Annotated in this window: 12 protein-coding genes and 1 pseudogene; 4 read left to right on the top strand and 9 right to left on the bottom strand. The window is 74.0% G+C overall.

Going from position 1 to position 16,053, the window contains the following annotated elements:
- Nucleotides 1-508 precede the first annotated feature (508 nt).
- Nucleotides 509-1,516 carry a tryptophan--tRNA ligase gene (gene trpS, locus A2U95_RS12090; RefSeq protein ID WP_166022134.1) on the top strand — a complete coding sequence of 336 codons (1,008 nt, stop codon included), beginning with the start codon at nucleotides 509-511 and terminating at the stop codon, nucleotides 1,514-1,516.
- A gap of 14 nt (nucleotides 1,517-1,530) precedes the next feature.
- Here trpS and proC read toward each other — a convergent pair whose 3' ends face one another.
- The 8 genes and pseudogenes from proC to A2U95_RS12050 all read right to left on the bottom strand — a co-directional run bounded on the left by proC (nucleotide 1,531) and on the right by A2U95_RS12050 (nucleotide 9,871).
- The gene (proC, locus tag A2U95_RS12085) at nucleotides 1,531-2,343 is read right to left on the bottom strand and encodes a pyrroline-5-carboxylate reductase (RefSeq protein ID WP_166022133.1); all 813 of its coding nucleotides are present in this window, start codon (nucleotides 2,341-2,343) and stop codon (nucleotides 1,531-1,533) included.
- 137 nt (nucleotides 2,344-2,480) lie between these two features.
- Complete coding sequence (locus tag A2U95_RS12080) at nucleotides 2,481-3,233, bottom strand: ABC transporter permease (RefSeq protein ID WP_166022132.1); 753 nt, start codon at nucleotides 3,231-3,233, stop codon at nucleotides 2,481-2,483.
- 287 nt (nucleotides 3,234-3,520) lie between these two features.
- A pseudogene (locus A2U95_RS33960) lies at nucleotides 3,521-4,036 on the bottom strand (ATP-binding cassette domain-containing protein); the annotation flags it as partial.
- 83 nt (nucleotides 4,037-4,119) lie between these two features.
- Complete coding sequence (locus A2U95_RS12070; RefSeq protein WP_166022130.1) at nucleotides 4,120-4,944, bottom strand: class I SAM-dependent methyltransferase; 825 nt, start codon at nucleotides 4,942-4,944, stop codon at nucleotides 4,120-4,122.
- A gap of 380 nt (nucleotides 4,945-5,324) precedes the next feature.
- Nucleotides 5,325-7,178 carry a dihydroxy-acid dehydratase gene (gene ilvD, locus A2U95_RS12065; protein WP_166022129.1) on the bottom strand — a complete coding sequence of 618 codons (1,854 nt, stop codon included), beginning with the start codon at nucleotides 7,176-7,178 and terminating at the stop codon, nucleotides 5,325-5,327.
- A gap of 103 nt (nucleotides 7,179-7,281) precedes the next feature.
- Nucleotides 7,282-7,923, bottom strand: a complete 642-nt coding sequence (locus A2U95_RS12060; RefSeq protein WP_166022128.1) for a TetR/AcrR family transcriptional regulator — start codon at nucleotides 7,921-7,923, stop codon at nucleotides 7,282-7,284.
- Nucleotides 7,920-8,744 (bottom strand): sugar phosphate isomerase/epimerase family protein, encoded by an 825-nt coding sequence (locus tag A2U95_RS12055; RefSeq protein WP_166022127.1) that lies wholly within the window; start codon nucleotides 8,742-8,744, stop codon nucleotides 7,920-7,922. Before A2U95_RS12055 ends, A2U95_RS12060 begins: the two co-directional genes overlap by 4 nt.
- 197 nt (nucleotides 8,745-8,941) lie before the next feature.
- Nucleotides 8,942-9,871, bottom strand: a complete 930-nt coding sequence (locus A2U95_RS12050; protein WP_166022126.1) for a Ppx/GppA family phosphatase — start codon at nucleotides 9,869-9,871, stop codon at nucleotides 8,942-8,944.
- Between the two features lie 136 nt (nucleotides 9,872-10,007).
- Here A2U95_RS12050 and A2U95_RS12045 point away from each other — a divergent pair, with 136 nt between their 5' ends.
- Nucleotides 10,008-10,847, top strand: a complete 840-nt coding sequence (locus A2U95_RS12045) for a DUF3109 family protein (protein ID WP_206282868.1) — start codon at nucleotides 10,008-10,010, stop codon at nucleotides 10,845-10,847.
- Nucleotides 10,848-11,202: 355 nt separating this feature from the next.
- Here A2U95_RS12045 and A2U95_RS12040 read toward each other — a convergent pair whose 3' ends face one another.
- Entirely contained in the window at nucleotides 11,203-13,083 is a 1,881-nt protein-coding gene (locus A2U95_RS12040; protein WP_166022125.1) for an RNA polymerase sigma factor, read from the bottom strand.
- Between the two features lie 211 nt (nucleotides 13,084-13,294).
- Here A2U95_RS12040 and radA point away from each other — a divergent pair, with 211 nt between their 5' ends.
- Nucleotides 13,295-14,707: a DNA repair protein RadA gene (gene radA / locus A2U95_RS12035; protein WP_166022124.1), complete on the top strand. Its 1,413-nt coding sequence runs from the start codon at nucleotides 13,295-13,297 to the stop codon at nucleotides 14,705-14,707.
- Nucleotides 14,708-14,788: 81 nt separating this feature from the next.
- On the top strand, nucleotides 14,789-15,913 hold the full coding sequence (disA, locus tag A2U95_RS12030) for a DNA integrity scanning diadenylate cyclase DisA (protein WP_166022123.1): 1,125 nt from the start codon (nucleotides 14,789-14,791) through the stop codon (nucleotides 15,911-15,913).
- Nucleotides 15,914-16,053 lie beyond the last annotated feature (140 nt).

Here is a 16,053-nt window from a genome sequence, read left to right as displayed (position 1 = left end):
CCGACTCTATCAGATCCTTTCGGCGTCTGATTCCCAGTCAGGGGGTTTGTCTTCCGGGCCGTTGGGCCCTTCCGACCTGTGAGACTTTAGCGGATTCCCTTCCCCCGAAGCCAATCGGGGGTCTCGCTCTCACGAACGAGGAATCCTGCAATCCGCAATGCACGCGCCGGCGCACACGACAGGAATATGCCGGGAGGCCTTGCTGGTGCTTGTGGAGTGGCTGTCCGGGGCCGACCGGAGTCGGTGCTCACGTCGGACAACTCGGAGAACCTTACGGATCGCTCCGGGCAGTGTCAAATGCCCTGTACAGCCGCCCCGTCCCGGCCTAGCCTGGCCGCGTGACCACAGCGCATGCGTGCACCCAGAGCTGGTGGGCCGCCTGACGGCGGCCCGTCCTCACGCATGCGATCAAGCAGCGGCCGCCGGATCCCGGCGGCCGTTTCCCGTATCCCCCTCCTCGGGGCGGCCGCCAGGAGCCGGGCGGCCCGGACGACCGGGAGGTCGAGGGATGAAGCGAGTGTTCAGCGGGGTCCAGCCGTCGGGACATCTGACTCTGGGCAACTACCTCGGGGCGGTGCGCCGGTGGGCGGCCGTCGAGCAGCATCGGTCGGACGCCCTGTTCTGCGTCGTGGACCTGCACGCGCTCACCGTGGAGCACGACCCGGCCCGGCTGCGGCGGCTGAGCCGGCAGACGGCCACCCTGCTGCTGGCGTCCGGACTGGACCCCGAGGTGTGCACCGTGTTCGTGCAGAGCCATGTCGACGAGCACGTGCGGCTGTCCTACCTGCTGGAGTGCGTGGCGACGGACGGCGAGATGCGGCGGATGGTGCAGTACAAGGAGAAGGTCGTGCGCCAGCAGGAGCAGGGCAGCAGCGTGCGGCTGTCCTTGCTGACGTACCCGGTGCTGATGGCGGCGGACATCCTGGCGTACTCCACCGACGAGGTGCCGGTGGGTGAGGACCAGAAGCAGCACGTCGAACTGGCGCGGGACGTCGCTGAACGGTTCAACCAGCGCTACGGCCCCACCTTCGTGGTCCCGGAGGTCACGCTGGCCGAGGTGGGGGCGCGGGTGATGAACCTGCAGGAGCCCACCTCGAAGATGGGGAAGAGCGACCGGTCCGGGCAGGGAGTGGTGCGCCTCCTGGACGAACCCGAGGTGGTGCGCAAGAAGGTGATGCGGGCGGTCACCGACAGCGGGCCCGGCGGGCAGGAGGTCGTGTACGACCGCGCGGAACGGCCCGGGGTGGCCAATCTGCTGGAGATCCTCGCCGCCTGCACCGGGGAGGAACCGGCGGCGCTGGCCGGGAAGTACACGGGCTACGGCCCGTTGAAGAAGGACGTCGCCGAGGCCGTGGTGGAGTTGCTGCGGCCGGTGCGGGAGCGGCACGCGGAGCTGTGCGCGGACCCCGCCCAGGTGGACGGCGTGCTGCGGGCGGGGGCCGAGCGCGCTCGGGAGAGGGCGCGGCCGGTGGTGGACGCGGCGTACCGGGCGATCGGGCTGCTGCCGCCGGTCTGAAGGGCGTCCGACGCTCAGGCCCCGTTGCCGGAGGCGAGCTCGCGGCTGCGGTCGCGGGCGGCCTCCAGCGCAGCGATCAGGGCGGCGCGGACGCCGTGGTTCTCCAGCTCGCGGATGGCGCTGATGGTGGTGCCGGCGGGCGAGGTGACGTTCTCGCGGAGTTTGACCGGGTGTTCGCCGCTGTCGCGGAGCATGACGGCGGCGCCGATGGCGGACTGCACGATCAGGTCGTGCGCCTTGTCGCGGGGCAGGCCCAGGAGGATGCCGGCGTCCGTCATGGCTTCGACCAGGTAGTAGAAGTACGCCGGGCCGGAGCCGGAGAGGGCGGTGCAGGCGTCCTGCTGCGACTCGGGGACGCGGAGGGTCTTGCCCACCGATCCGAAGATCTGCTCCGCGGTCTCGATGTGGGCGTCGGTGGCGTGGCTGCCCCCGGAGATCACGGACATGGCCTCGTCGACCAGGGCCGGGGTGTTGGGCATGACGCGGACCACCGGGACGCCCGCCGGGAGGCGCTCCTCCAGGGAGGCGGTGGTGATGCCGGCGGCGCCGCTGATGACCAGGCGGCCGGCCGGGACGTGCGGGGCCAGTTCCTCGACCAGGGCGCCCATGTCCTGCGGCTTGACGGTGAGGATCAGGGTGTCGGCGGTCTTGGCGGCCTCCGCGTTGCCGACCGCCGTGACCCCGTAGCGGGTGCGGAGTTCCTCGGCGCGTTCCGCGCGGCGGGTGGTGACCAGCAGGTCGGAGGGGTTCCAGCCGCCCCGGATCATGCCGCTGAGCAGTGCTTCGCCGATCTTGCCGGTGCCGAGGACTGCGACTTTCTGGCTCATGGGTGTTGCCCTCCGGGAGTTGCGCGTCGTCCGTGGCCATCCTCGCACCGGGGCCGGGGCGGCCCGGCGCACCGTCCGCCAGGCGGAACGGCGCCTCGGCGCGCCGTTCCCCGGACGGCGCCGGGCCGTGCGACGGGTCAGGCCGTGCGGCGCCGGAGGGTGGCGGCGCCGACGGCGAGCACGAGGAGGGCGCAGCCGACCATGACCAGGACGTCACGGACGAAGTCGCCGGTGATCCCGGCGTGCTGCTGGACCTCGTTCATGCCGTCGACGGCATAGGACATGGGCAGGACGTCGGAGACGGCCTCGAGTACGGGGTGCATCTGGTCGCGCGGGGTGAACAGGCCGCACAGCAGGAGCTGCGGGAAGATCACGGCCGGCATGAACTGGACGGCCTGGAACTCCGAGGCCGCGAAGGCGGAGACGAACAGGCCGAGGGCGGTGCCGAGGACGGCGTCGAGCAGGGCGACCAGGAGCAGCAGCCAGGGCGAGCCGGTGACGTCGAGGCCGAGGCCCAGGACGGCGAGGCCGGTGGTGAGCAGCGACTGGACGGCGGCCAGCGTGCCGAAGGCGAGGGCGTAGCCGGCGATGAAGTCGGCCTTGCCGAGCGGCAGGGCGAGGAGGCGTTCCAGGGTGCCGGAGGTGCGTTCGCGCAGGGTGGCGATGCTGGTGACCAGGAACATGGTGATCAGCGGGAAGATGCCGAGCAGTGAGGCGCCGATGCCGTCGAAGGTCTCCGGGCTGCCGTCGAAGACGTAGCGGAGCAGGAGCAGCAGGAGGCAGGGCACCAGGAGCAGCAGGGCGATGGTGCGGGGGTCGTTGTGGAGCTGGCGCAGGACGCGGGTGGCGGTGGCGGCGGTCCGGGCGGGGCTGAGGGGCGCGGTGGTCATCGGGGGCTCTCCTGGCGGCGGGACCGGGCGGCTCCGGCTGCGGATTCGGATTCGGCTTCGGCGGCCTGGTCGATGAGGCTGAGGAAGGCGGCCTCGACGGTGTCCGTGCCGGTGCGGGTCTTCAGGGCGTCGGGGGTGTCCTGGGCGAGGATCCCGCCCTCGCGCATCAGCAGGAGGTCGTGGCAGCGCTCGGCCTCGTCCATGACGTGGGAGGAGACCAGGAGGCCGGCGCCGCGGTCGGCGGCGATGGTCCCGAAGAGGTCCCACAGGTCGCGGCGGAGGACCGGGTCGAGTCCGACGGTGGGTTCGTCGAGGACCAGGAGTTCCGGGGTGCCGAGCAGGGCGACGGCGAGGGACACCCGGCTGCGCTGGCCGCCGGAGAGGTTGCCGGCCAGGGCGTCGGCGTGGCGGGTGAGGTCGACGTCGGCGACGGCGCGCGTCACGTTCTCCCGGCGGCGGGCCGCGGCGCGGCGGCCGGGGTCGAGGACGGCGGCGAAGTACTCCAGGTTCTGCCGGACGGTGAGGTCGTCGAAGACGGCGGGTGCCTGGGTGACGTAGCCGATGCGGGCGCGCAGCGCGGGATGGCCAGCGGGGCGGCCGAGGACATGGAGGTCTCCGGTGACCTTGGCCTGGGTGCCCATGACGGCGCGGATCAGGGTCGACTTGCCGCAGCCGGAGGGGCCGAGCAGGCCGGTGACGCGACCGGCGGGCACGGTGAAGCCGAGGTCGCGCAGCACGGTGCGGGGGCCTCGGACCACGGTGAGGCCGGTGGCCCGGATCGCCGGACCGGGCTCTTTATTCATCATGTGGTGAATATTTCTCCGCCGCCCCGGACACGTCAAGGCCGCCGCGCGGATCCGTGCGGCGGCCCCGGAGCGCGCGGGGGTCAGCGCGCTGTGACGACCAGGAGCAGGACGTCGTAGACCTCTTCGACGAGACCGTCCGGGAACACCTCCTGGAGGTGGGAACGCTCCTGGGTGAGGAAGGCGCGGGTGGACTCCTCGCCGTGCACGATGAAGAGGGAGTGGCTGGCGATGTTGGCCAGGTGGGTGTCGAGCGGGATGCGGCGGCTCCACCGGATCACGCGGCGGGCGATCCGCTCGGGTGCGGGCGGGAACGGGGCGCCGGCGAAGAGCTTGTCCGCGTCCAGGGTGCGGGTGCCGCCGCCGGACTTGTTGGCGCGGTCGTCGCCGAAGTGACGGCGGACGCGGTCGGCCTGCTCGGCGATCCACGGGACGTCCTGGGCGTCGGTGTTCCACCAGAGGGCGAGGGCGCCGCCGGGGCGCAGGACGCGCATCGCCTCCGGGTGGGCGTGCGCGGGGTCGGTCCAGTGCCAGGACTGGGCGTAGGTGATCAGGTCGGCGGTCGCGGACGCCAGCGGGAGGCGGTTGCCGTCGCCCCTGACCAGGGCGGCGTCGGGGAGGGCGCGGCGGAACTCGGCGGCCATGCCGTCGCCGGGTTCCACGGCGACGACCCGCGCCCCGCGGGCGCGCAGGCGGGTGGTGGAGATGCCGGTGCCGGCGCCCACGTCGACCACACGGGCGCCGGTGAGGGGGCGGCCGGTCAGTTCCTCGACGGCGTCGAACAGCGCGGGCGGATAGGACGGACGGGCGGCCGCGTAGACGGCTGCGGCGCTGTTGAAGGAGCGGGCCCGTTCGGCGTGGGCCGAGACCAGGGACGCGGGGAGGGGGCGCGCGGTGGGCGAGGTCATGGCTCCATGGTGGTGGGGGCCGTGGCGGGCCTCGAGGGCTTTCACCGAGTTGGGTTTCCTGCGGCGGAAGTCGCGCAATTCCTGCTCGGGAACCCCTCATTCCGGAGCGGCCCGGTCCACCGGACCCGGTGGACCGGGCCGGGGAGCGAGCCCTCGTCCGCACGGCCGGAGCCGGTCCCGGTGACCGGTTCCGGTGACCGGTTCCGGTGACCGGTTCCGGCCGGGACCGGGTGCGCCGCTGGGGCCGGAGCCGGACACCCCGCCGGAGCCGGACACCCCGCCGGAGCCCGGTGCCGGGCTCCGGCATCAAGCTTCGGGTCCGCGGACGGCGCGACCGCCCGCGGGGGCGGCCCCCGCGGGCGGTCGTGTGACAGGGAGGGTCAGCCGAGGAGGGTGACGTCGCGGACGGCGCCCTTGTCGGCGCTGGTCGCCATGGCGGCGTAGGCGCGCAGGGCCGCGGAGACCTTGCGGTCGCGGGCGCGGGGGGCGTAGCGGCCGCCCAGTGCCTCGCGGCGCGCGTCCAGCTCCTCGTCGGGGACGAGCAGTTCGATGGACCGGTTCGGGATGTCGATGCGGATCCGGTCCCCGTCCTCGACCAGCGCGATCGTGCCGCCGGACGCCGCCTCCGGCGAGGCGTGCCCGATGGAGAGCCCGGACGTGCCGCCGGAGAACCGCCCGTCGGTGACCAGCGCGCAGGCCTTGCCCAGGCCGCGGCCCTTGAGGAAGGAGGTCGGGTAGAGCATCTCCTGCATGCCGGGGCCGCCCTTGGGGCCCTCGTAGCGGATGACCACCACGTCGCCCTCGGTGACCTGCTTGTTCAGGATCTTCTCGACGGCCTCCTCCTGCGACTCGCAGACCACCGCGGGGCCCTCGAAGGTCCAGATGGACTCGTCGACGCCGGCCGTCTTGACCACGCAGCCGTCGACCGCGAGGTTGCCGCGCAGCACGGCGAGGCCGCCGTCCTTGGAGTAGGCGTGCTCGGCGGAGCGGATGCAGCCGTTCTCGGCGTCGGTGTCCAGCGCCTCCCAGCGCTCGGACTGGGAGAACGCCTCGGCGGAGCGGACGCAGCCGGGGGCGGCGTGCCAGAGTTCGACGGCTTCGGGGGAGGGGGAACCACCGCGGACGTCCCAGGTCTTCAGCCAGTCGTCGAGCGAGGCGCTGTGGACGGAATTGACGTCCTCGTTGAGCAGCCCGGCCCGGTGCAGCTCGCCGAGGAGGGCGGGGATGCCGCCGGCGCGGTGCACGTCTTCCATGTAGTACGTGCGGTCCTTGGCCACGTTGGGCGCGACCTTGGCGAGGCAGGGGACGCGGCGGGAGACGGCGTCGATCTGCTCCAGGCCGAAGGGGACGCCGGCCTCCTGGGCGGCGGCCAGCAGGTGGAGGATCGTGTTGGTGGAGCCGCCCATGGCGATGTCCAGGGCCATCGCGTTCTCGAAGGCCGCCAGGGTGGCGATGTTGCGCGGCAGGGCCGAGGCGTCGTCCTGGCCGTAGTAGCGGTCGACCAGGTCCATCACCGTGCGGGCGGCGTCCTCGTAGAGGGCGCGGCGGGCGGTGTGGGTGGCGAGGACCGAGCCGTTGCCCGGCAGGGAGAGGCCGATGGCCTCGGTCAGGCAGTTCATCGAGTTGGCCGTGAACATGCCGGAACAGCTGCCGCAGGTGGGGCAGGCGGACTCCTCGATGCGGAGCATGTCCTCGTCGGAGACCTTGTCGTTGACCGCCTCGGAGATGGCGTCGACCAGGTCGAGCGTGCGGACGGTGCCGTCGACCAGGGTGGCCCGGCCGGACTCCATGGGCCCGCCGGAGACGAAGACGGTGGGGATGTCCAGCCGCAGGGCGGCCATCAGCATGCCCGGGGTGATCTTGTCGCAGTTGGAGACGCAGATCATCGCGTCGGCGCAGTGCGCCTCGACCATGTACTCCACGCTGTCCGCGATCAGGTCGCGGGAGGGAAGGGAGTACAGCATGCCGCCGTGGCCCATGGCGATGCCGTCGTCGACGGCGATGGTGTTGAACTCGCGCGGGATGCCCCCGGCCGCCTTGACGGCCTCGCTGATGATGCGGCCGACGGGCTGGAGGTGGGTGTGGCCCGGCACGAACTCCGTGAAGGAGTTGGCGATGGCGATGATCGGCTTCCGGCCGATGTCCGCACCCGGTACACCGGAGGCCCGCATAAGGGCGCGGGCGCCCGCCATGTTGCGGCCGTGGGTGACTGTGCGGGACCTCAGCTCGGGCATCGTCGCTCGCTCCTTCGGATAGTTCTGGCAGTAGCCGAGGGTACGCCCGGCATCCACTGGACGGACGGGGTTGTCCGGAATGCGGGACGTGATTCCGCCCGCCTCACCCGTCGGCGGGCAGGTGCCCGCCGGTCAGGTGGTGCTGGAGGACGGGGGCGAGGCGCGCTATCAGGTCCTCCGGGTCGGCGGACGCCGCCGGCTCGACCTTGATGACGTAACGGAGCATCACCAGGCCGACCACCTGGGCGGCGGCGAGCTCCGCGCGCAGCTGCGCGTCGGGGCCGTCGAGCTCCTCGGCGACCCTGCTGAGCACCAGCCCGGCGACCAGGCGGCGGAAGATCGCGGCGGCGGCCTCGTTGCTGACCGCGGAGCGGACGATGGCCAGCAGCGGAGCCCTGGTCGCGGGGTTCTCCCAGACGCCGAGGAACATCCTGGCGAACTGTTCGCCGACGCGGCCGGGACGCGCCTCGGCGAAGGGCCGGGAGCGCAGCACGGGGGCGAAGGCGCCCTCCACCGCCGACTCGAAGACCTGCTCCTTGGTGCCGAAGTAGTGGTGCACCAGCGCCGGGTCCACGTCGGCGGCCTTGGCGATGCCGCGCACGCTGGCCTTCTCGTAGCCGCGCTCGGCGAACACCTCGCGGGCCGCGGCCAGGATGCGGTCCCGGGTGGCGGGGGCGTCGGCGGAGGCGGTGGCGCGGGGCGGTCGGCCGCGGCCGCGGCGCGGCGCGGACGGCTGGGCGGTCACTGGCCGGGGACCCGCGACGGGGAGGCCAGGTGGAGGCGGGTGAAGGCCAGCGCCTCGGCCAGGTCCGCCTCGCGCTCCGCGTTGGACATGGCGCGGCGGGTGTTGACCTCGATCACCACGTGGCCGTCGAAACCGGAGCCGGCGAGCCCCTCCAGCAGCTCGGCGCAGGGCTGGTCGCCCCGGCCGGGGACCAGGTGCTCGTCCTTGGCCGAACCCTTGCCGTCGGCGAGGTGGACGTGGCCCAGGCGGTCGCCCATCCGGCCGATCATCGCCATGGTGTCGGTGCGGGCGGTGGCGGTGTGGCTGAGGTCGATCGTGAAGTGCCGGTAGTCCTCGTCGGTGGGGTCCCACCCGGGGGCGTAGGCGAGCATCTCCCGGTCGCGGTAGCGCCAGGGGTACATGTTCTCGACGGCGAACCGGATGTCCGTCTCGTCGGCCATCCGCCAGATGCCGGAGACGAAGCCACGCGCGTACTGGCGCTGCCACCGGAACGGCGGGTGCACCACGACCGTGGAGGCGCCGAGCCGCTCGGCGGCGGAGCGGGCGCGCTGCAGCCGGACCCACGGGTCGCTGGACCAGACCCGCTGGGTGATCAGCAGGCAGGGGGCGTGCACGGCGAGGATGGGGATCTCGTGGTGGTCGCTGAGGCGGCGCAACGCCTCGATGTCCTGGCTGATCGGATCGTTCCACACCATGACCTCGACGCCGTCGTAGCCGAGGCGCGCGGCGATCTCGAAGGCCGTCGCGGTGGACTCCGGATAGACGGAGGCGGTGGACAGCGCGACCTTCGCGTCGGGAATGCGGACGACTGGTTCTGCCACGGCAGCAAGAGTACGGGAGGCGCGCGGAAGCGGCGGGGGCTCGGAGGCGGTTCCCGGCCGCCCGCGGACCCTTTTCCCGGCCCACGGCTCCCCGGCCCACGGCCCACGGCCCACGGCCCAGCCGGTTCCCGGTCGTCACCCGTTCGTCGCCCCGTCGCCTCCCGGTCGTCCCTCCGGCCGGGAGGCGGGTGACGCCGTTACCCGTCGAGGTGGTCGAGACGGCGGAGGATGACGCCCTCGCGCAGGGCCCACGGGCAGATCTCGACCCGGCCGACGCCGAAGAGGTCCAGGGCCGCCTCGGCGACCAGCGCGCCGGCGACGAGCTGTCCGGCACGCCCCTCGGAGACGCCGGGCAGCTCCGCGCGCTCCTGCTCGGTCATCGCCGCCAGCTTGGGCACCCAGAGCTCCAGCGCGTCCCGGGACAGCTCCCGCTGCACGTAGAGGCCCTCGGCGGAGCGGGCCGCGCCGGCCAGCCGGGCCAGCTGCCGGAAGGTCTTGGAGGTGGCGACCACGTGGTCGGGGCTGCCGAGGCGGGTGAACTCGCCGACGGTGCGGGCGATCTCGGTGCGCACGTGGCGCCGCAGCGTCCGCACCTCCTCCGGGTCCGGCGGGTCGGCGCGCAGCCAGGCTCCGGACAGCCGGCCCGCGCCCAGCGGCAGCGAGACGGCGGCGTCGGGTTCCTCGTCGATGCCGTAGGCGATCTCCAGGGAGCCGCCGCCGATGTCGAGCACCAGCAGGCGTCCCGCCGACCAGCCGAACCAGCGGCGGGCGGCGAGGAAGGTGAGCTTCGCCTCGTCCTCGCCGGACAGGACGCGCAGGTTCACGCCCGTCTCCCGGTGGACCCGGGCCAGCACCTCGTCGGCGTTGCGGGCCTCGCGCACCGCGGACGTGGCGAACGGCAGCAGCGCCTCGACGCCCTTGTCCTCCGCGGCCCGGGCGGCGTCCCGCACCACGCGGATCAGCCGGTCGACGCCGGCGGGGCCTATCGCCCCGTCCCCGTCGAGCAGCTGGGCGAGCCGGAGCTCCTCCTTCACCGAGTGGGCGGGGAGCGGGCACGCGCCGGGATGGGCGTCCACCACCAACAGGTGGACCGTGTTGGAGCCCACGTCGAGCACACCAAGTCGCATACCCAGAAACGTAACCGGCGACCGGAAGGGCAATCGTCGGAACGGCGGAACCATGGGCGGGGGGAGTGTGAGGAACGCGACGTTTCGGGTGGTGCGGGGCCGCTCCGGTCGTCCCGGCTCCACTTACCCTGGACGCGTGCCCAAGACGAAAAAGGCGAAGGACCACAAGACGGCCACGGCCAAGGCTTCGAAGCGGACGACCCTGCCGCTGATCGAGGTCCCCGTGCCCGAGGACGACGAGAAGGGGCTCGACTTCCCGCGCGCGTGGGTGGAGTTCCCCGACCCGGCCGACGAGGAGCAGGTCTTCCGCTGCGACCTGACCTGGCTGACCTCGCGCTGGAACTGCGTCTTCGGCAGCGGCTGCCACGGCATCCAGCAGGGCCGCGCCGCGGACGGCTGCTGCTCGCTGGGCGCCCACTTCTCCGACGAGGAGGACGAGCAGCGGGTCGCCGGGTTCGTCGAGCGGCTCACCCCTGACATCTGGCAGCACCACGCGGAGGGCACCCGCGGCGGCTGGGTGTCCGAGGACGACGAGGGCTCCCGGCAGACCCGGCCCTACGAGGGGTCCTGCATCTTCCAGAACCGCCCCGGCTTCGAGGGCGGCGCGGGCTGTTCGCTGCACATCCTGGCGCTGCGGGAGGGGCGCGAGCCGCTGGAGACGAAGCCGGACGTCTGCTGGCAGCTCCCGGTGCGGCGGACCTTCGAGTGGATCGACCGGCCCGACGACACGCGGGTGCTCCAGGTCTCCATCGGCGAGTACGACCGCCGGGGGTGGGGACCGGGCGGGCACGACCTGCACTGGTGGTGCACGTCGGCGACGTCGGCGCACGGGGCGGGGGAACCGGTGTACGTCTCGTACCGGGCGGAGCTCACGGAGCTGATGGGCAAGGCCGGGTACGACCGGCTGGTCGAGCTCTGCGAGCAGCGCCTCGCGGGCCCCGTCCTCGCCTCCCATCCGGCGGACCCCCTGCCCTGACGCCGCCGCGTCCCTGGGCGCCGGCCGGGGGCACGTCACCCGGCGGAGCGGCGGGGACCGGGGAGCCGGGTGGCCGGAGGTCGCTTCCGCCGTCCCGGCGGGGGGCGCCTCCGCCGTCCCGGCGGGCAGCCGTGCTGGCCCACTCCCCTGCGGACGGCCGGGCCGCCCGGGGGCGAGGGGGTCACCCCCTTGGACCAAGTCCTTGGGGGAAGCCGGCGCAGGGCGGTGCCCCGCGGCGAGCGGTCCGCCCGGCGCGACCCGGCGCGACCCGGCGCGAGCGCGGGGCACGCCCTCCGCGCGCGGCCCCGCCGAGGCTGGGCGGCGCGCGACCGTGGGACCGCGCCCTGAACGAGGCTCAACCGGCCGGACGCGGCTCCGTCGGGGCCTGGTCCGAGGGGTCGGCGGGCTCGGAGGGCGGTGGGGCGGAGCCGCTCGGCGGAGGGTCGCTGGGGGAGGGTGAGGGCGGGGAGGGGTCCGTCGGCGGGGAGGTCGGGTCCGCTTCGCCCGGCGGCGTCGGCTCCGGCTGCGACGGCGCGGGCGACGGGTCCGCCGGCGGCCGGACCGGGCCGGGCCGGGCCGGCTCCGGCATCACCCCCGTGCCCCGGATCACTATCACCGCACCGCCCGGCGCGACGGCCACACCGGCCCGCCACGCACCGGCCGGCTCCCGCAACGGGTCCACGTGCACCCTCACCGTCACCGACTCCCCCGGCCGCAGCACGCCCGAGGCCCGGCTCAGGTACAGCCAGGGGGCCCTCGCGGTCATCCTCCAGCGCACCGGGGACGCGCCCGGACCGGACGGCGCGGTCAGCGTGACGTGCGTCGTGTCACCCGCGCCGACCGCCGAGACCCGCAGCGCCCCCGTCGCCGCCCCCGTCCCGGACCCGTCCGCCGCCGCGCCGGTCACTTCGACCGAGACGTCGGGACCGCCCGCCGCGGCCGTCGCCCCGTTCCCCGGCACGGCGTTCGCGGTGTTGGCGTAGCCCCGGTCCCCGGCGGCCCCGGACTCCTCGGGGCCGGTCCCCGCAGCCGTCGCGGTCCGTTCACCGGGGCTGCCGAAACCTTCCTCCGCGGCCGGCGGAGCACTCCGGCCGGCCGCCCACATCGCGAGGGCCGGCGCCGCCACCACCGTGGCGACCACCGCGGTGACCACCGCGCGGCCCCGCATCCGGCGCCGCCGCGCCTCCCGGTCACGGGGGGCGAGGGGGAAGCCGCGCCGGTCGAACCGCGGGACCGTCCCGCCCCGGCGCCCTCGCGGCGCGCGTGCCGCCGCGTACACGGCCGGTCGCGGCGCCTCCAGCACCGGCAGCCGCTCCGGCGCGACCGAGGTGCCCGGCCAGCGCCCCGGCACCGCCCGCTCGGCGGTGCGCCGGCAGCGCGGGCAGTCGTCGACGTGACGGACCAGTTCGGCGCGCAGCGCCTCGCTCAGCACCCACCGGTCGTCCTGGCCGGTCAGCAGGATGACGCCCGGACAGTGACCGGACTCGGCGGCGCCCAGGGCGGCACGGGTCCGCTCCACCTCGCAGGCCGCCGAGGCCAGCAGGTCCTGCGCGGCCGCCGGCCCGATGCCCAGCACCGTGGCCACCTCCTCGGCGGTGAGGCCGTGCCGGACCGACAGCTCCAGCGCCTCCCGCTGCTCGGGAGTGGTGCCGGCCGCCTCGGGCCAGGCCAGCGTCGCCAGCTCGGCACGGCGGCGCTCCCGCTCCTCCGGCGACGGCTCCCGCGCCGGTGTCCCGGCGGCCGGGGCCGCCCGCCGGCGGTCGCCCCCGTCGCGGCCGGCCTTGTCACGGCGGTGGTGTCCCCGGCGGCTCTCGGCGAGACCGCGCAGACAGGCCCAGCGGGCCAGCGCGTAGAGCCAGGCCCGGCGCTCGCCCTCCCCGGGCACGCGGCCGCCGCGCCGGCCGGCCACGGCGAGGACCGCGCCCACCGCGGACGTCGCCGCGTCCCGGTCGCAGAGCACCGAAAGGCTGTAGGTGTACAGCCCGTCGAGGTACGGCTCGCACGCCGCGGACGCCCTGGGTGCTTCGGACGTCCCTGCCGCCCCTGCCGCCTCGGACGCTTCGCACGCCTCGGGCACCTCGGGCACCTCGGAACGGGAGGCGGCCGTGCGGTGCGCCGTGGTCCGTGGAGCGCCCGCGCGGGCGTCCGGCGCGGAGGACGTGGACCGTTCGCGCTCCTCGCCGTGCGCCTGGTGTGCGCCGGTGACGCGGGTGGGGATCTCCGGCCTGCTGCTCATCACTCGTGCGACCGTAGGGGCCCGGAGACGACCGATCCGGCCACCTTGAGCACATTTAATCCATTCGGGTGAAACCTTCCCTCGAAAGGGGACGCGGCTTTACGTTTCCGCACCGTGCGGCTGACCGTTCCTTGCCGCTTCCTGGCCGTCCCCGCCTGTTCGTGCACGGTGGCGGGAGGGACTGTCGGTGCCGCCGGTTACGGTGTGCGCTATGGCTGCCCGTACCAAGTCGACCAAGGACCGTCCGTCCTACCGCTGCACCGAATGCGGCTGGCAGACGGCCAAATGGCTCGGCCGCTGCCCCGAGTGCCACGCCTGGGGCACCGTGGAGGAGTACGGCAGCGCCCCCGCGGTCCGCACCACCGCTCCCGGCCGGGTCACCACCTCCGCCGTCCCCATCGGGCAGGTCGACGGCAGGCAGGCCACCGCCCGCTCCACCGGCGTCCCCGAGCTGGACCGCGTGCTCGGCGGCGGCCTGGTCCCCGGCGCCGTGGTCCTGGTGGCGGGCGAGCCGGGCGTCGGCAAGTCGACGCTGCTGCTGGACGTCGCCGCCAAGTCGGCGAGTTCCGAGCACCGCACCCTGTACGTGACCGGCGAGGAGTCCGCGAGCCAGGTCCGGCTGCGCGCCGACCGCATCCACGCCATCCACGACCACCTCTACCTCGCCGCCGAGACGGACCTGTCCACGGTGCTCGGCCACATCGAGGCGGTGCAGCCGTCCCTGCTGATCCTGGACTCGGTCCAGACCGTCGCCTCCCCGGAGATCGACGGCGCCCCCGGCGGCATGGCGCAGGTCCGCGAGGTGGCGGGCGCGCTGATCCGCGCCTCCAAGGAGCGCGGCATGTCCACGCTGCTGGTCGGCCACGTCACCAAGGACGGCAACATCGCCGGCCCGCGCCTGCTGGAGCACCTGGTGGACGTCGTCCTCAACTTCGAGGGCGACCGGCACGCCCGGCTCCGCCTGGTGCGCGGCGTGAAGAACCGGTACGGCACCACCGACGAGGTCGGCTGCTTCGAGCTGCACGACGAGGGCATCACCGGCCTCGCCGACCCCTCCGGCCTCTTCCTCACCCGCCGGGCCGAACCCGTTCCGGGCACCTGCCTCACGGTCACCCTCGAGGGCCGCCGCCCCCTGGTCGCCGAGGTCCAGGCGCTCACCGTGGACACGCAGATCCCCACCCCCCGGCGCACCACCTCCGGCCTGGAGACCTCCCGCGTCTCGATGATGCTGGCCGTGCTGGAGCAGCGGGGCAGGATCAAGGCGCTGGGCAAGCAGGACATCTATTCGGCCACCGTGGGCGGGGTGCGGCTCTCCGAACCCGCCGCCGACCTGGCGGTCGCGCTGGCGCTGGCCTCGGCGGCCAGCGACACCCCGCTGCCGAAGAATCTGGTGGCGATCGGCGAGGTGGGCCTGGCCGGAGAGGTGAGGAGGGTCACCGGCGTGCAGCGGCGATTGGCCGAAGCGCACCGCCTCGGATTCACACATGCGCTGGTCCCGACCGATCCGGGGAAGATTCCTGAGGGAATGAAGGTGCTCGAGGTGGCCGACATGTCGGACGCGCTGAGGGTCCTCCCGCGCTCCCGTCGGCGAGAGGCCCGGCAGGAGGGCGAGGACCGCCGGTAGACTTTGCCCCGGTCTCGCCCGTCCGTGCGAAGTGTGCGCGTCGCGGGAGGCACCTGAAGAATCTGCGACCGGAGGAGAGCAGTGGCAGCCAACGACCGGGCCTCAGCTCCCGGAAAGTCCGGTGGGAGCTCCGGTGCCGACGGGCTGATGCGCGCCTCGCTGAGCGCCGTGGCGCCCGGTACCGCCCTGCGCGACGGCCTGGAGCGGGTGCTGCGCGGCAACACCGGCGGTCTGATCGTGCTCGGCTCCGACAAGACCGTCGAGGCGATGGCCACCGGCGGTTTCGTCCTGGACGTCGAGTTCAGCGCCACCCGGCTGCGGGAGCTGTGCAAGCTCGACGGCGGCATCGTGCTCTCCACCGACCTCTCGAAGATCCTGCGGGCGGGCGTGCAGCTGGTGCCCGACCCGACCATCCCCACGGAGGAGACCGGCACCCGGCACCGCACGGCGGACCGGGTCAGCAAGCAGGTCGGCTTCCCCGTGGTCTCCGTCTCCCAGTCGATGCGGCTGATCGCGCTCTACGTGGACGGGCAGCGGCGGGTCCTGGAGGACTCGGCGGCCATCCTGTCCCGCGCCAACCAGGCGCTGGCCACGCTGGAGCGGTACAAGCTGCGCCTGGACGAGGTCGCCGGGACGCTCTCCGCGCTGGAGATCGAGGACCTGGTCACGGTGCGGGACGTCTCGGCGGTCGCGCAGCGGCTGGAGATGGTGCGCCGGATCGCCACCGAGATCGCCGAGTACGTGGTGGAGCTGGGCACGGACGGGCGTCTGCTGGCGCTCCAGCTGGACGAACTGATCGCCGGCGTCGAGCCGGAGCGTGAGCTGATCGTCCGGGACTACGTGCCGGAGCCGACGCCGAAGCGGTCCCGCACGGTGGACGAGGCGCTGTCCGAGCTGGACGCGCTCGGGCACACGGAGCTGCTGGACATCGCCACGGTGGCCCGGGCCCTCGGGTACACCGGGTCTCCGGAGGCGCTGGACTCGGCGGTCTCGCCGCGGGGATTCCGGCTGCTGGCCAAGGTGCCGCGGCTGCCGGGGGCGATCATCGACCGGCTGGTGGAGCACTTCGGAGGGCTGCAGAAGCTGCTGGCGGCGAGCGTGGACGACCTGCAGACCGTCGACGGGGTCGGCGAGGCCCGCGCGCGGAGTGTCCGCGAGGGCCTCTCCCGCCTCGCGGAATCCTCCATCCTCGAACGCTACGTGTAGCCCCCGACCCGCCGCTGTCGCCACCGTCCTGCGGAAGATCCCGCCGCCCCGGGCGGCGGGGCCTTCCCCGGGCGAAGCCGGACGAAGCCGGGCGAAGTCCTCGAGGAGGCGGGCACAAGCGGTGCCGTACGCGCGTGACC

This window comes from Streptomyces chilikensis (assembly GCF_001642695.1).
GTDB classification, from domain to species: Bacteria; Actinomycetota; Actinomycetes; order Streptomycetales; family Streptomycetaceae; genus Streptomyces; species Streptomyces chilikensis.
Note: the sequence above shows the minus strand (reverse complement) of the source record. Positions and strands in the feature narration are given on the sequence as shown.

Coding starts and splice junctions, on each gene's coding strand:
- radA (WP_166022124.1), top strand. CDS start 13,295: ATGGCTGCCCGTACCAAGTCGACCAAGGACCGTCCGTCCTACCGCTGC.
- A2U95_RS12070 (WP_166022130.1), bottom strand. CDS start 4,944: ATGACCTCGCCCACCGCGCGCCCCCTCCCCGCGTCCCTGGTCTCGGCC.
- ilvD (WP_166022129.1), bottom strand. CDS start 7,178: ATGCCCGAGCTGAGGTCCCGCACAGTCACCCACGGCCGCAACATGGCG.
- proC (WP_166022133.1), bottom strand. CDS start 2,343: ATGAGCCAGAAAGTCGCAGTCCTCGGCACCGGCAAGATCGGCGAAGCA.
- A2U95_RS12040 (WP_166022125.1), bottom strand. CDS start 13,083: ATGAGCAGCAGGCCGGAGATCCCCACCCGCGTCACCGGCGCACACCAG.
- A2U95_RS12080 (WP_166022132.1), bottom strand. CDS start 3,233: ATGACCACCGCGCCCCTCAGCCCCGCCCGGACCGCCGCCACCGCCACC.
- trpS (WP_166022134.1), top strand. CDS start 509: ATGAAGCGAGTGTTCAGCGGGGTCCAGCCGTCGGGACATCTGACTCTG.
- A2U95_RS12050 (WP_166022126.1), bottom strand. CDS start 9,871: ATGCGACTTGGTGTGCTCGACGTGGGCTCCAACACGGTCCACCTGTTG.